This is a genomic window from Chitinophaga arvensicola, from assembly GCF_900110835.1.
Taxonomy (GTDB): domain Bacteria; phylum Bacteroidota; class Bacteroidia; order Chitinophagales; family Chitinophagaceae; genus Chitinophaga; species Chitinophaga arvensicola.
Genome location: NZ_FOJG01000001.1, coordinates 894,660 through 908,200 on the forward strand (window position 1 = coordinate 894,660; position 13,541 = coordinate 908,200).

The window sequence follows — 13,541 nt, forward strand, 5'->3', positions numbered from 1 at the left end:
GGGGAAGGAAGCGGTCTCTTGTCCGTAAATACTTCATCATAAAGGGTTTTAAAGTATGGATGCATTTTTGAAAATGAAATAGTTATATCTCATAGCACTCTTTTTTTAACCATAAATTTTTTGACATGTTACAACAAGAGGAAAAATTAGTCACACTTTTAAGCGATCTCGTAAAAATAAATAATGACCGGATTGAAGGATACAGGCAAGCAAAGGATGCGACCGATGATGCAGATGTGAAAGCTCTGTTTCAGCATATGATCAATGAAAGCCTAAAGTATGTAAGTGATTTGAACGGGCAACTGAAAGCGCAAGGTGCAGAAGCCGAAACAGATACTACCGTAAGTGGTAAATTATACCGCACCTGGATGGCTATTAAAACCACTTTCGCCGGAAACGACAGGTACTCCCTGTTTTCTTCCTGCGAATATGGAGAGGATGCCGTGCAGCGTGCTTATGCGGATGCATTGAGCATTGATGTATCTATGCCGTATAGCGTGAGGGAACTCATTGGCAATCAACAGGCAAATCTCAAAGAAGCACATGATACTATTAAGAGCTATCGCGACGTGGTGAGTCAGTAATCATCTGTGCAGCAGGAAGGGGGCTGTTCTTTTTGTTCATCTCCCTACCCGGAGCGGTTGTTCAGGATAGCCATATTACATTTGAAGTCATGAGATTCCAATCATACTTATATTGATAAGTAATATGGCAACTACGGGATTTTCGGTACAGGGCTGCTTCTTCATCGTTTGAAGCAGCCCTTTTTAATACGCGTGGACCGGGTGTTTTTGCCCGTCAGAAAGTGCCGGAATTACTGAACAGATAACGCGTTTGTTCATAGAAATAGTGGCTGTTCATTTTGTTCAGTTTACTTTACCCCTTCTTCAGTTCTGAGTAGTTTGTTAACTTTAGTATGATTGAGAGAAGTATCTCTTGTATTACTTTTAACCTCCCCATGAAAAACAACAATAACTATCAGGTGGCCTAACCAACCACCTTTTTTTATTGCCTTGAAAAAGCAGGATCCCAATCTTTCCAAACCGGCTCATAGCCCTGCTGTTTAAGCATATCAGCTATTGCTGCCGCACTCCGGTCATCCGAAATTTCGAACTGCTCCAGCGACTGAGGATCCACAGTATACCCGCCGGGATTGGTTTTCGAAGCTGCACTCATCGCTGTAACGCCCAGGTGTACCATATGATTTCTGAATTTTTCCTCTTCCCGGGTAGAAAGACTTAATTCTATTTCCTGGTTAAACAGCCGGTAAGCACAGATCAGCTGTACCAGTTCCCGGTCGTTCATCACCACTTTAGGAGTGAGTCCGCCGGAAAATGGCCGCAACCGTGGAAAAGAGATGCTGTAGCGGGTTTGCCAGTACTTCTTTTCCAGGTAGGCCAGGTGAAGGGCGGTAAAGAAACTGTCCGTACGCCAGTCCTCCAGCCCGATAAGCACGCCCAGGCCCATTTTGTGGATGCCCGCACGTCCCAGTCTGTCGGGCGTATCCAGCCGGTAGTCGAAATTGGACTTCCGCCCTTTGGGATGATGTTTTTTATAGTCGTCCTGGTGATAGGTTTCCTGGTATACCAGTACGGCATGCAGCCCGAGTTCGGTGAGTTCCCGGTAATCCTGTTCATCCATGGGTTGTACTTCCATAGAGATATTTGCGAAATGCGGCTTCAGCAGTTGCAGCGTTTTTTTGAAATAGTCGGTGCCTACCAGCTGATTGGCTTCACCCGTAACCAGTAGCACGTGCTCAAATCCCATTTCCTTGATGGCAGCCGTTTCCATTAATATCTCCGCAGGGCTCAGGGTTTTACGCCGGATTTTGTTGTCAAGACTGAAACCGCAATAGGTGCAGATATTCTGGCACTCGTTCGACAAATACATGGGGATATATAGCTGCATGGTATTACCAAACCTTTGCCGGGTAAGGCTGTTGCTGATCGCGGCCATCTGGGAGAGATAAGGCGCTGCAGCCGGTGAAATAAGGGCGGCGAAATCTTCCAGTGACCGGCGCTGGTTGTGCAGGGCCTCTTCCACATCCCTGGCTGTTTTAGCATAGATACCGGCCTTTACCTCATTCCATTCATACTGATCAAATATGCTTTTAAACATATAGTAGGATTAATAAGATGATAAAATAATTAAGCTTCATCCAGGAAGGCGATCAACGGACTTGATGCCACTGCCTGCTGACTGCTCACAGGTAAACCGGCTTCATAAGCCATGCGGCCTGCTTCTACCCCGGCCTTAAAGGCTGCCGCCATTTGCACCGGGTTACGGGCAACGGCAATGGCCGTATTCACCAGCACCGCACTGGCGCCCATTTCCATGGCCTGTGCCGCGTGGGAAGGACTGCCGATCCCGGCATCCACAATTACGGGAATGTTGCTCTGGGCAATGATGATTTCCAGGAAATCGAAGGTTTTAAGACCCTTGTTACTGCCTATAGGCGCGCCCAGCGGCATAACGGCCGCAGTACCGGCGTCTTCCAGGCGTTTGCAGAGTACCGGATCGGCATGCACATACGGCAGCACCACAAAGCCGAGTTTCACCAGTTCCTGTGCTGCGAGTAATGTTTCCACGGGATCAGGCATCAGGTACCTCGGATCCGGATGTATTTCCAGCTTGATCCAGTTGGTTTCCAGCGCTTCGCGGGCTAACTGTGCCGCGTATACGGCTTCTTTGGCGGTACGCACACCGGATGTATTGGGGAGCAGGTTGATCCTGGGGTGCGACAGGTGCCGCAGCATATCATCTGCCTTGTTATCCATTTCCACCCGTTTCAGGGCCACGGTTACCAGTTCGCTGCCGGAGGCCAGCAGTGCGTTTTCCATCATCTCCGTAGAAGAAAATTTCCCGGTACCGGTAAATAAACGGGAATAAAATTCCCTACCCGCAATAATTAATGGTTCCATGTTGACAACTCGTTTAACTGGTGATAAATTTCACGGACTACGGCCGGCTTATCTGCCGCCTGTGTAATGAGTCCGCTGGCAGCAATGCCATGTACGCCGGCTTCCATCAATGCCGGGATGTCTTCCAGCAGGATGCCGCCGATAGCAATCAACGGGATCGTGATGCCTTTTTCCTTTAATGCCTGCAGGATGGATTGATAGCCGGCTAATCCCAGGATGGGACTCAGATTTTGCTTGGTAGTAGTAAACCGGAAGGGGCCTACGCCTACATAACTGGCGCCGTCCTGCACATGTTGCAGGATATCTTCCAATGTATTGGCAGTACCGCCTACGATCAGGTCCGGGCCGGTAATAGCCCTGGCTGCGGCTACTGTCATATCCAGTTTGCCTACATGCACGCCTGTGGCTTCCACCGCTACAGCTACCTGTGGATAATCGTTGATAATAAGTGATGCCTGGTAACGCTCACAGATTTTTTTTACTGCTTCGGCTACCGGTAATACCTGCTCTGCCGATTGGTTTTTAATACGCAGCTGAATCCATTTGCAGCCTGCATCACAGGCCGCCAGTATATTATCGGTATGTGAAGGTTGTGATATGTAGTGTAAGTTGCTGATCATTGTAATGATAAATTTATGGATGATGATACCCGGTTAAGGAAGAATGACTGGCCAGTAATTTTTCCGTATATGCCTTTCCGTTATCACATGCTTCTTCCAGTGAAAGCCCGTTGGCCAGTCCTGCAGTGATGGCGGCGGATAACACGCAACCAGAGCCGTGTTTGGGAAATACTTTTGTCAGTAACGGCGGATAGGTATGAACAACGTCGTTGATATAAAGTATGTCGTATCCTGGTTTGTTTTTATGGTGCCCGCCCTTTAACAATACTGCGCAACCGCTAGATAGTTGACGTGCGGCGGCTTCCCCGTCTGTCAGTCCGGTTAACAGTAACGCCTCATCGTAATTGGGTGTGAGCAGGTAGATTTCGGCCAGCAGTTCTTTCCATGCCAGTTGATGAATACTGTTGTGAAAAGAAAAGCCGGAAGAAGCTTTTAGCACCGGGTCCAGGATGATTCGGATACCTGGCGAAAATTGCTTTACCTGTCTTACCAACGCCAGCAATGATTGTATATCCGGCATGATGCCAATCTTGCAATAGCTGACAGGATTGCCTGTCAGTAATGGTTTTGACTGTGCCAGTATACAGGTGAGCGGCAGCCATTCCACCGATACAAACTGCGACGGTGTTTGCACGGTAAGCGCGGTGCAAACACCGAAACCGTTTACCCGGTGCTGCTCAAATGTTTTGATGTCTGCCAGCAAACCTGCGCCCCCGCTGGGGTCCAGGCCTGCGATGCTCATTGCGAAAGGGCGTTGCTGTTCCATAATTCCTGAATACGTTGATAGTTTTCTACGGCATGCGCCGGTGTTTGCCAGATGGCACCCAGTAAGGCGGCGCCATCAAATTGCCATTGTTTTACCAGGTGAATATTGTGTTGATCCACACCTCCCAAAGCCAGTACCTGTTGTTGCCTGCTATGTGGTAACGGCACCCCAAATTTGCCCTGGTAGCCTGGTTTGGAGATACTGTTGAATACTGGACTTAACAGTAAAGTTTGAAAGCGTTTGTTCGTTAGCGTTATTTCATCTGTTGAATGGATGCCGGTGCTGTTTTCCTGAAATTTTCCGTGAGATGTGTAATGCATGGAGCTATCTGCCGGGAAAACAGACGTGTCATTTCCATTTGCCCCGGCATAGTTCACCGTAATTGCGGTTAATTGCTTTCTCCCCTCCCCGCTCCAATGTACACCCGCCAGGCCGTATTCGGTGGCCAGTGATGGCTGGTCGCGGATCAGTAAACGGGTATAATAGTTGGCCGGCAGTTGATTCAGCAGCGCGGCATACTGTTCTGTGGACCAGCCCGGTTTTCTTAACAGGATACGACCCACACCTGCGTTGAGCAGCCCCGTTATTATTTTTTCCTCTTCGTATACCCGTTCAGGTGATGTGATAATCCAGATCACGGCTGTAAGTTTTGATTGTTACTGATGGCCTGGCTTTGTTTTTCACGCAGGTAGCAGACCGGCAAGGGTTATCCTTTATAAATAGATTTCCCCACCCTGTTCTGCAAACGCGGCGGCTTTCTCCTGCATACCTGCACTTACGGCATCTTCCTCACCCATGCCATGTTCTGCGGCGAAGTCTCTTACTTCCTGTGTAATTTTCATGGAACAGAAATTCGGTCCGCACATAGAGCAGAAGTGCGCCACTTTAGCGCCATCAGCGGGGAGTGTTTCATCGTGGTAAGCGCGTGCTGTTTCCGGATCCAGCGCGAGGTTGAACTGGTCTTCCCAGCGGAATTCAAACCTGGCTTTGCTGAGGGCATTATCGCGGTGTTGTGCTCCCGGATGGCCTTTGGCCAGATCGGCCGCATGAGCGGCGATTTTATAGGTGATCACGCCTTGCCTTACATCTTCCTTATCTGGTAAGCCGAGATGCTCTTTTGGCGTAACATAACAGAGCATGGCACAGCCAAACCAGCCGATCATGGCGGCGCCGATGCCGGAGGTGATGTGGTCGTAACCGGGAGCAATATCGGTAGTTAAAGGACCGAGTGTATAGAAGGGAGCTTCATGGCAGTGTTCCAGTTGCTTATCCATGTTTACTTTGATGAGATGCATGGGTACATGTCCCGGACCTTCAATCATGACCTGTACCTGGTGTTTCCATGCTATTTTGGTGAGTTCGCCGAGAGTTTCCAGTTCCGCGAACTGCGCGGCATCATTTGCATCAGCGATGCTGCCGGGGCGTAATCCATCTCCCAGGGAAAAAGAAACATCATAGGCCTTCATGATTTCGCAGATCTCCTCAAAGTGGGTATAGAGGAAGTTTTCCTTGTGATGGGCCAGGCACCATTTAGCCATGATGGAGCCTCCACGGGATACGATGCCGGTAACACGTTTAGCCGTTAACGGTATATATCTGAGCAATACGCCGGCATGAATGGTGAAGTAATCGACGCCTTGTTCTGCCTGTTCAATCAGTGTGTCGCGGAATATTTCCCAGGTAAGATTTTCTGCTTTCCCGTTTACTTTTTCCAGCGCCTGGTAAATGGGGACGGTACCAATGGGTACGGGGGAATTGCGGATGATCCATTCCCTGGTTTCGTGAATATTTTTACCGGTGCTCAGATCCATGATGGTGTCTGCTCCCCAGCGGCAGGCCCATACGGCTTTTTCCACTTCTTCTTCTATGCTGGAAGTAACGGCAGAGTTACCGATGTTGGCGTTGATCTTCACGAGGAAGTTGCGGCCAATGATCATGGGTTCTATTTCCGGGTGATTGATGTTGGCGGGGATGATGGCTCTGCCGGCGGCGATTTCCTGGCGTACAAATTCGGGCGTGATATATTTCACCGGTGTATTGGCGCCAAAGGATTGTCCTTTATGTTGATGCCAGAGTGCATTGTTTTGTTCATATAACTGATCGGCGCACTGGTTTTCACGGATGGCAATGTATTCCATTTCCGGGGTGATGATGCCTTGTTGTGCGTAATACAGCTGGCTTACATTTTGTCCGGCTTTTGCGCGGAGAGGCTGATGGGTGCGGCTCATCAGGGGCATTTTACCACCTTCTTTGAGCAGGCTTCTCACAAACGGGCTGGAATACTGGGGTAGTGTTTCCACGTCGTTCCGTTCGCTGATCCAGGTTTCGCGGATGCGGGGAATACCGGTGCTTACGTCGATATTGATATTGGGATCGGAGAAGGCGCCGCTGGTGTCGTATACAATCACGGGTGCGTTGGGTACGGCTTCGCCGTTCTTTCCGTGTATACGTGTATCCGTGAGCGTTATCTTGCGCATGGCTACTTTAACGGGATGGAGTGTGCCATCTACATAGATTTTTTCTGATGCAGGAAATGGTGTGCGGCTGAGTGCCACCGGCTGATTATGCATGATGTCAGTTTTTTTTAGAGATAGAAATGCCGGTTCCGTAATGACTATTACGGAAAAGACTATACGAAATAAAAATAGCGCAGCGTTTAGCCGCCCTGGGTAGCCCTGATAATGGTAATGTTATCGGCTGCAGTCAATGATTGGTTTTCCCAGGCGGCTTTTGGTATCACCTGGTTGTTAATGGCTACTGCAATGCCTTTTTGAGCAGAGATCTGAATAAACTGTAAGAGTGCAGCGATGGTTGTTCCCGGCTGCACCGCATAAAGTTTATTGTTTACATGCACTTCCATGTTTGTTGGAATTTAAGTGAAACAATAAACTTTAAGGATGTGGAAGATGAGAAAGGTTCAGTTACTTTTCCCTACGGCAGTATGAACTGCTTCAGGTACTGAGGGTATCATCTCAGTTTATCCATCTATGTTAATATTGGATAAACACCCCTAAAGTGTAGATGTAAAAGTAATGGAAATATTTAAAAATTGCACATTACGAATGATGAATTGTGTATTTTTAAATTATGGTAAGATTCAGTTTAGTGTGTTTTCTACTGATGGCGGTTGCCTGTAATGGGAATAAGCATACGGTGGAGCAGGAAGAATTGCAGCACGACAGCAGCCTGATAAGTATCGCAGACAGCAGTAATGCCGGCATTACTGACAGCATCGCTGCTGTTGCGGATACGCTGCAGATTGATGCAGCTAAGCTCATAGGTAGGTGGATACAGCCCGTAGCGGGCCTGGATAAAGAAACGCAGGGTTTCCTGCTAAGAAAGAACGGAACAGCTAAATCCATTAATATGTACACATTGGTATATGAGAAATGGTTGCTGACGCACGACACCTTACTGTTATGGAATCATTCCGAAGGTGTGAAAGATACTTCCACGATTGTGGATACAACTATTATAAAAGAACTGTCAGATACTTCACTGGTATTATTTCCTGTAAAAGCCGCAGAAGGCTATGTGGAAAAATACCACAAACAGAAATAATCAGTTATATAGCTGCCAGAGTCCTACCAGGCAGGCTACCACGGCCATAAAAATACCGGCAGCAGCGAGCTGCATATCATCAATATTCTTTCTGCCCATAAACAGGGAAATAAGACCTATCAGGATAGCTCCGGAACCAGCGGTAACTGCATAGGAAGGAGTGTGTGTGCTGAACGCGAAAGCGGCAGACAATACACCAATGATGAGCGCTGAGATACAGGCCGTTTTTGTTAATGTTGTTGAGTGTTGTTGCATATGTATTCGAATTTTAAAAAAAGAGGTGAAGGAATAAGTGTTTGCAAATAGGTTATTTATGTTGACTGCTGATATTTTCCTTTATCACGGTGGCATGTTCCCAGGGTACTTTTAGGAGGGAACCAATTTCCTGGTAGCGGGTGTCCTGGTATTCATCCAGTCCGTATCTGATCGCCAGGGTATCCGGTACTTTTACAAAAGTGCCGAAGAGACGATCCCATATAGAGAAAATATTGGCATAATTAGCGTCCGTTTCGGGTTGGTAATGGCTATGGTGCACCTTGTGCATATCCGGCGATACAATGACCCAGCTAAGCGCATTATCCAGCCATTTAGGAAGGTGGATATTGGCGTGGTTAAACTGCGACAGGAACGCGGACAGGCTCTGATACAGCATCACCATCCAGAAGGGTACGCCGAGCACGATAATGGCGGCGAAAAGGGCCAGTACCCTTAACAGGCTTTCCACCGGGTGATGTCTGAGCGCGGTGGTTGCATCTACTTCCTTGTCGATGTGATGTACGCGGTGAAATTGCCACATCCAGGCGATCTTATGTTGTACCCAGTGAATAAGCCAGGCGCCGATAAAATCCATTCCCATAATAGCCAGCAGTGCGTGCAGCCATACCGGTAGTGAAACGAGATAGAGCAGGCCGAATGACTGATCGCTCGTAAAGCGGGAAGCTTTCAGAATAAGAAATGCCAGTCCTGTATTTACAATCGCTGTGGTGAGTGTAAAGAAAAGGTTGGTACCGGCATGTTTATAGCGGTGGCCACCGAAACGGAACCGGGGCGCCATGCCCTCAATGATCCATAACAGGAGGAGTCCGCCAACTAATATGGCAGTACGGTATACTGACGGAATATGTTCAAAAAAGCTTACCATAACTGGTAAAATATATATAACGGTATAAATGACGCTATGCTGTGGTTCTCCTTAACCAGGCCAACAAAATCTCTGCAGTGGATATGGGGGGATGTGATCTTTTATTATAATACACAGTAATCATATATGCATTACTGTTATTACCCTTGCGTTACTGTTCTGAATCTTTTTGCAATGTTTCCACCGCTGATTCCGCTGAAAAATTACAACTATTTGGGGAATAATAAAAGGCTCTTTTGAGCCATGGGCAAAGAAAAAAGCAACCTCTTTGTTAGAGATTGCTTTATGTATAAGTTTTTAGCTATAAGTATTTATCTTTTAGCATTTAGCTAACAGAAACAACTAGTTATTCAGCATCAGCGGCATTACCAGCATGAGCAGATCTTCGTTTTCTTCTTTTTCAGAAGGTCTGAGGATACCTGCTTTAGTGGCGGTGGCCAGGTCGATGGAGATTTCGTCGCCTTCAGCAGCATTGAGCATTTCGATGAGGAACTTTGCGTTAAAGGCGATCTGCATATCGTCGCCGGTGTACTGGCAGTTCATGCGTTCGTTACCTTCAAAGGAGAAATCAACATCCTGTGCAGACAACTGTAATTCGCTACCGGTGATGCTCAGGGCAACCTGGTTGGTACTCTTGTTCGCGAACACGCCTACACGCTTTAACGCGTTCTGGAAGTCGCTTTTTACCACGGTGAGGCGGTAAGGATTATCTTTTGGTATAACTACCTTATAGTCAGGGAAACGGGCATCGATGAGGCGGCAGATCATCTGGGCGCCTTCGTGTTGCACGAAGAAGTGGTTCTGGCTATAAGCTACTTTAATTTCGCTATCGTTGTCCGGCAGTGCAGATTTCAGAAGGTTCAACGGTTTCTTAGGCACGATGAAGCTGTCTGCTTTCGGGCAGGCTACGTCTGTTCTTACATATTTCACCAGGCGGTGTGCATCGGTAGCAACAAAAGTAAGGCTGTCTGGCGCCAGTTCGAAGAATACGCCTGTCATAGCAGGGCGCAGGTCGTCGTTACTAACAGCGAACAGGGTTTTGTTGATGGCAGTTACCAGTCCGGTTGCGGCCATAGTGAAAGAGGTAGTGTCGTCGGCAGCTGGTTCTTTCGGGAAGTTTTCCGGATTTTCGCCCATTACCTTATACTTACCGTTGTCTGAAGTGATCTCCACTGCATAGGAGTTCAGGTCAATGTGGAAAGTAAGCGGCTGGTCAGGCAGATTCTTGAGGGAATCCATCAGGATTTTTGCCGGGATGCAGATCCGTCCGCTTTCCTTGGCTTCCACCTCCAGCTTCACCCGCATAACAGTTTCCAGGTCAGTTGCAACTACAGTCAGTTCGTTTTTGTCAATCAGGAACATGAAGTCCTCCAGTATAGGCAATACCGTGTTTGAATTGATAACCCCGCTGATCTGTTGTAATTGTTTTAATAAAGTAGAGGAAGAAACAATAAATTTCATGGTTTATACAAGTTTGCTTATCATTTTTTGTTGATGGGTAACCTATAACGCACATCTGTTCATTCACATGTCACCTCGCATAAAAGGTCAAATGTACTGTAAACAAAGATAGAAAGTTTCGTCATTCTCCCTAATTTGATCACATCTTATACACTAAGATAACGTGGTTTTACACAACGATTTGCAGTCCTTCATATATTTCTTTTTAGTATAATACTATGCAGAAAGAATAAAAAAACAGCTTTTGCTTAGATGAGATGCAATAACTTGGGTTGTTTATTGACGAATGCGAAAAGAATCTGGTCATTCTTTCAAATTATGTTCAAATCGGTTACTTTTGCCGCGCTGAAAAATTATTACAAACCAATAAAAAAAAGCAGGTTATGAAACTGTCTCATTTAGCCGAAACACTGATTGGATCCGAAATCATCAAGTTAGCAGCTGAAATAAAGGAGAAACAGGCCAAGGGTGAGAAGATCTACAACTTCACGATTGGCGATTTTGACCCGAAGGTATTTCCTATCCCGGTTGAATTTGAACAGGAAATCATAACAGCCTATAAGGAGCACCTGACTAATTATCCTCCTGCAGATGGTATCGCAGAGTTGAGAACAGCAGTAGGTGATTTTATAGCTGAGCGTGAGGGTCTCTCCTACGATCCTGCAAAGGAAATCGTTATTTCCTGCGGCGGTCGTCCTATCATTTACGCTACTTTCAGAACCATTCTGGACCGTGGCGAAAAAGTTGTTTACGCTACACCTTCCTGGAACAATAACCACTACACCCACTTCCTGGAAGCGGAACACGTAGTGCTGGAAACAAAGCCGGAAAATGATTTCATGCCTACTGCGGCTGAATTGAAACCACTCCTGAAAGGTGCTAACCTCCTGGCGCTTTGCTCTCCGCAAAACCCTACCGGTACTGCTTTCGGAAAACAACAGCTGGAAGAAATCTGCGACCTGGTACTGGCAGAAAACAAAAGCCGTGGCGCCGATGAAAAGCCGCTCTACGTGCTGTTCGACCAGATGTACTGGGTACTCACCTTCGGTGAAACGCACCACTACAACCCGGTAAGTCTCCGTCCTGAAATGAAAGACTACACCGTTTTCATCGATGGTATGAGTAAAGCATTTGCCGCTACCGGTGTTCGCGTTGGTTGGGCTTTAGGACCCGCACATGTGATCGCCAAAATGAAATCCATTCTTTCTCATGTAGGCGCCTGGAGCCCGATGGCAGAACAGAAAGCTGCTGCCCGCTACCTGGTACAGAAAGAGAATGTGGATAAATACCTGGTTCACTTTAAAGGTGAAATCGAAGAAAGACTGGTAAAAATCGCTGAAGGTTTCAATAAACTGAAAGCTGCCGGCCATCAGGTAGATGCTATTGCTCCGCAGGCTGCTATCTATCTCACCATTAAATTCGACCTGGTAGGTAAAACAACGGCTGACGGCACTGCGCTGGCAGATCAGGCGGCTGTTACCTCCTACATCCTGAATGAAGCGAAACTGGCACTGGTGCCGTTCTCTGCTTTCGGATCTTCTAAAAATTCTCCTTGGTACAGACTGAGCGTTGGTACCTGCGTAAAAGAAGAAATCCCTGCGATGTTTGAGAAATTACAGGCTGCACTCGAAAAGTTGAAATAAACTACTTTTTGTAGATCTTTATAAAGAGCGAAGAGGGACGCGGGTTACGCGGCCTTCTTCGCTCTTCTTTTTATCCAGTATCTGACTTTTTGACTTTTGTCATCGAAAAGTTAAATAGCTGTTAAAAGGTCAACTATCGCTACTAATTCAAAAAATGTCCCTAATTTTGACCTTGAAACTAAAAAAGTCAAAAAGTTAATGCACACAGAAGCTAAAGATGAAATGAGGGATAAGATCCTGGAGGCGGCTCTGAAGCGTTTTACTCATTATGGCGCTTCTAAAACAACGATGAACGAAATAGCAGATGATCTTCACTGCTCCAAAGCATCGTTGTATTATTATTTCCCCGACAAGAAAGCGATGCACCTCGCCGTACTGGAAAGGATTGCCGAAAGTTATTTCCAGCAGATGGAGAAAGAAGCCGCACAGGTAAAGTCGGCATCGAAAGCATTATATAATATTATCGATCTGCGGAAAGACTTTATCAGCAAATTCTGCAGGCTCGAAATATTTCAAATATTACAGGATAACTCCGCCCTTTTCCTGGAAGAAAAGAAAAAGGCAAAACAACGCGAGTTTAATATCCACACAGAAATTATCAAAGCGGGTATTGTTTCCGGAGAATTTAAAGTGAAGGACCCGGCACAAACCGCAGAACTACTGGTGCTGGCCACCATGGGACTTCGCTTCTCCGTTCCGGACCATATCCGCGAAGACATGGACATGGACGAAGAAATGATGGACCAGGTAATTGAAAAACAAAAACAATTACTGGACATCTTTATAAAAGGAATAAAAGCATAAATGATGGTAGTGAGAGAAAGGATACTGGAAACGGCGCTGAAAATGTTCAGAACCTACGGTGTGAAAGGAGTGACCATGTTTGATATTGCCCGCGACTGTGGCATTTCGAAGAAAACAGTATACGAGCATTTTGAAGATAAACAGGCGCTGATAGACGAAGGGATGCAGCAATTGCTGAATAACCACATCAACTACTTCACCCAATGTCTGCAAACCACCGATAACGCCATTGAAGAAATGGTGCGCAACATGAAGTATGTCACCAACATGGCTAAAACCCTGAACCCGGTTATGCTGCATGAAATTCAGAAGTATCATCCGGATACCTGGCGCAGCATCGAGAGTTTTAAGTCGGATGGCATGCTCGGCAACATCAAAGAGAATTTAAAAAGAGGAATGGCGGAAGGCCTATACCGTCAGAACCTCCACATAGATATTGTAGCACGTATGCGCCAGCTGCAGCTGGAGGCAGCTTTCGACCCGATTCAGTACCCTGCAGATCAATTTGAAATGCATGAAGTAATGGAACAGGTAACCGCCCACTTTGTACTGGGAATTGCCACTATACGGGGACATAAACTGGTAAACCAGTACCTGCAAATAAAAGAAGAAGAATAAACTACT

Annotated in this window: 15 protein-coding genes and 1 riboswitch; of the genes, 5 read left to right on the plus strand and 10 right to left on the minus strand. The window is 46.7% G+C overall.

Annotation, left to right across the window (positions count from 1 at the left end; translation table 11 throughout):
* Nucleotides 1-125 precede the first annotated feature (125 nt).
* The gene (locus BMW79_RS03850) at nucleotides 126-584 is read left to right on the plus strand and encodes a ferritin-like domain-containing protein (RefSeq protein WP_089890810.1); all 459 of its coding nucleotides are present in this window, start codon (nucleotides 126-128) and stop codon (nucleotides 582-584) included.
* Between the two features lie 421 nt (nucleotides 585-1,005).
* On the opposite strand, the gene thiH is transcribed toward BMW79_RS03850, so the two are convergent.
* From thiH to thiS, 7 genes are all read right to left on the minus strand, one after another.
* Nucleotides 1,006-2,118: a 2-iminoacetate synthase ThiH gene (gene thiH / locus BMW79_RS03855; protein WP_089890813.1), complete on the minus strand. Its 1,113-nt coding sequence runs from the start codon at nucleotides 2,116-2,118 to the stop codon at nucleotides 1,006-1,008.
* Between the two features lie 29 nt (nucleotides 2,119-2,147).
* The gene (locus BMW79_RS03860) at nucleotides 2,148-2,921 is read right to left on the minus strand and encodes a thiazole synthase (protein ID WP_089890815.1); all 774 of its coding nucleotides are present in this window, start codon (nucleotides 2,919-2,921) and stop codon (nucleotides 2,148-2,150) included.
* Entirely contained in the window at nucleotides 2,909-3,541 is a 633-nt protein-coding gene (locus BMW79_RS03865) for a thiamine phosphate synthase (RefSeq protein WP_089890817.1), read from the minus strand. The genes BMW79_RS03860 and BMW79_RS03865 overlap by 13 nt, the downstream gene beginning before the upstream one ends.
* Nucleotides 3,542-3,554: 13 nt before the next feature.
* Complete coding sequence (locus tag BMW79_RS03870) at nucleotides 3,555-4,307, minus strand: hydroxymethylpyrimidine/phosphomethylpyrimidine kinase (RefSeq protein WP_089890820.1); 753 nt, start codon at nucleotides 4,305-4,307, stop codon at nucleotides 3,555-3,557.
* The gene (locus tag BMW79_RS03875; protein WP_089890823.1) at nucleotides 4,280-4,945 is read right to left on the minus strand and encodes a thiamine phosphate synthase; all 666 of its coding nucleotides are present in this window, start codon (nucleotides 4,943-4,945) and stop codon (nucleotides 4,280-4,282) included. The genes BMW79_RS03870 and BMW79_RS03875 overlap by 28 nt, the downstream gene beginning before the upstream one ends.
* A 75-nt stretch (nucleotides 4,946-5,020) precedes the next feature.
* Complete coding sequence (gene thiC, locus BMW79_RS03880; protein ID WP_089890825.1) at nucleotides 5,021-6,877, minus strand: phosphomethylpyrimidine synthase ThiC; 1,857 nt, start codon at nucleotides 6,875-6,877, stop codon at nucleotides 5,021-5,023.
* An 86-nt stretch (nucleotides 6,878-6,963) separates the two neighbouring features.
* Entirely contained in the window at nucleotides 6,964-7,167 is a 204-nt protein-coding gene (gene thiS, locus BMW79_RS03885; RefSeq protein WP_089890828.1) for a sulfur carrier protein ThiS, read from the minus strand.
* Nucleotides 7,168-7,218: 51 nt separating this feature from the next.
* A riboswitch (TPP riboswitch) is annotated at nucleotides 7,219-7,329 on the minus strand.
* A 65-nt stretch (nucleotides 7,330-7,394) separates the two neighbouring features.
* On the opposite strand from thiS, the gene BMW79_RS03890 reads away from it, so the two are divergent.
* A complete protein-coding gene (locus tag BMW79_RS03890; protein WP_143059064.1) occupies nucleotides 7,395-7,868 on the plus strand; it encodes a lipocalin-like domain-containing protein in 474 nt (157 codons plus the stop codon).
* Here the strand turns inward: BMW79_RS03890 and BMW79_RS03895 are convergent, their stop codons facing one another.
* The 3 genes from BMW79_RS03895 to dnaN all read right to left on the minus strand — a co-directional run bounded on the left by BMW79_RS03895 (nucleotide 7,869) and on the right by dnaN (nucleotide 10,470).
* Complete coding sequence (locus BMW79_RS03895) at nucleotides 7,869-8,123, minus strand: hypothetical protein (RefSeq protein WP_089890833.1); 255 nt, start codon at nucleotides 8,121-8,123, stop codon at nucleotides 7,869-7,871. It lies immediately after the preceding gene.
* Nucleotides 8,124-8,175: 52 nt separating this feature from the next.
* A complete protein-coding gene (locus BMW79_RS03900) occupies nucleotides 8,176-9,009 on the minus strand; it encodes a sterol desaturase family protein (RefSeq protein WP_089890836.1) in 834 nt (277 codons plus the stop codon).
* A gap of 342 nt (nucleotides 9,010-9,351) precedes the next feature.
* Nucleotides 9,352-10,470, minus strand: coding sequence for a DNA polymerase III subunit beta (gene dnaN, locus BMW79_RS03905; RefSeq protein ID WP_089890838.1), 1,119 nt, complete (start codon nucleotides 10,468-10,470; stop codon nucleotides 9,352-9,354).
* A 383-nt stretch (nucleotides 10,471-10,853) separates the two neighbouring features.
* On the opposite strand from dnaN, the gene BMW79_RS03910 reads away from it, so the two are divergent.
* The 3 genes from BMW79_RS03910 (at nucleotide 10,854) to BMW79_RS03920 (ending at nucleotide 13,535) form a co-directional block, all read left to right on the plus strand.
* Nucleotides 10,854-12,113, plus strand: a complete 1,260-nt coding sequence (locus BMW79_RS03910) for a pyridoxal phosphate-dependent aminotransferase (protein WP_089896769.1) — start codon at nucleotides 10,854-10,856, stop codon at nucleotides 12,111-12,113.
* Nucleotides 12,114-12,311: 198 nt separating this feature from the next.
* Nucleotides 12,312-12,917 carry a TetR/AcrR family transcriptional regulator gene (locus BMW79_RS03915; RefSeq protein ID WP_089890840.1) on the plus strand — a complete coding sequence of 202 codons (606 nt, stop codon included), beginning with the start codon at nucleotides 12,312-12,314 and terminating at the stop codon, nucleotides 12,915-12,917.
* Nucleotides 12,918-13,535: a TetR/AcrR family transcriptional regulator gene (locus tag BMW79_RS03920; protein WP_089890843.1), complete on the plus strand. Its 618-nt coding sequence runs from the start codon at nucleotides 12,918-12,920 to the stop codon at nucleotides 13,533-13,535.
* Nucleotides 13,536-13,541 lie beyond the last annotated feature (6 nt).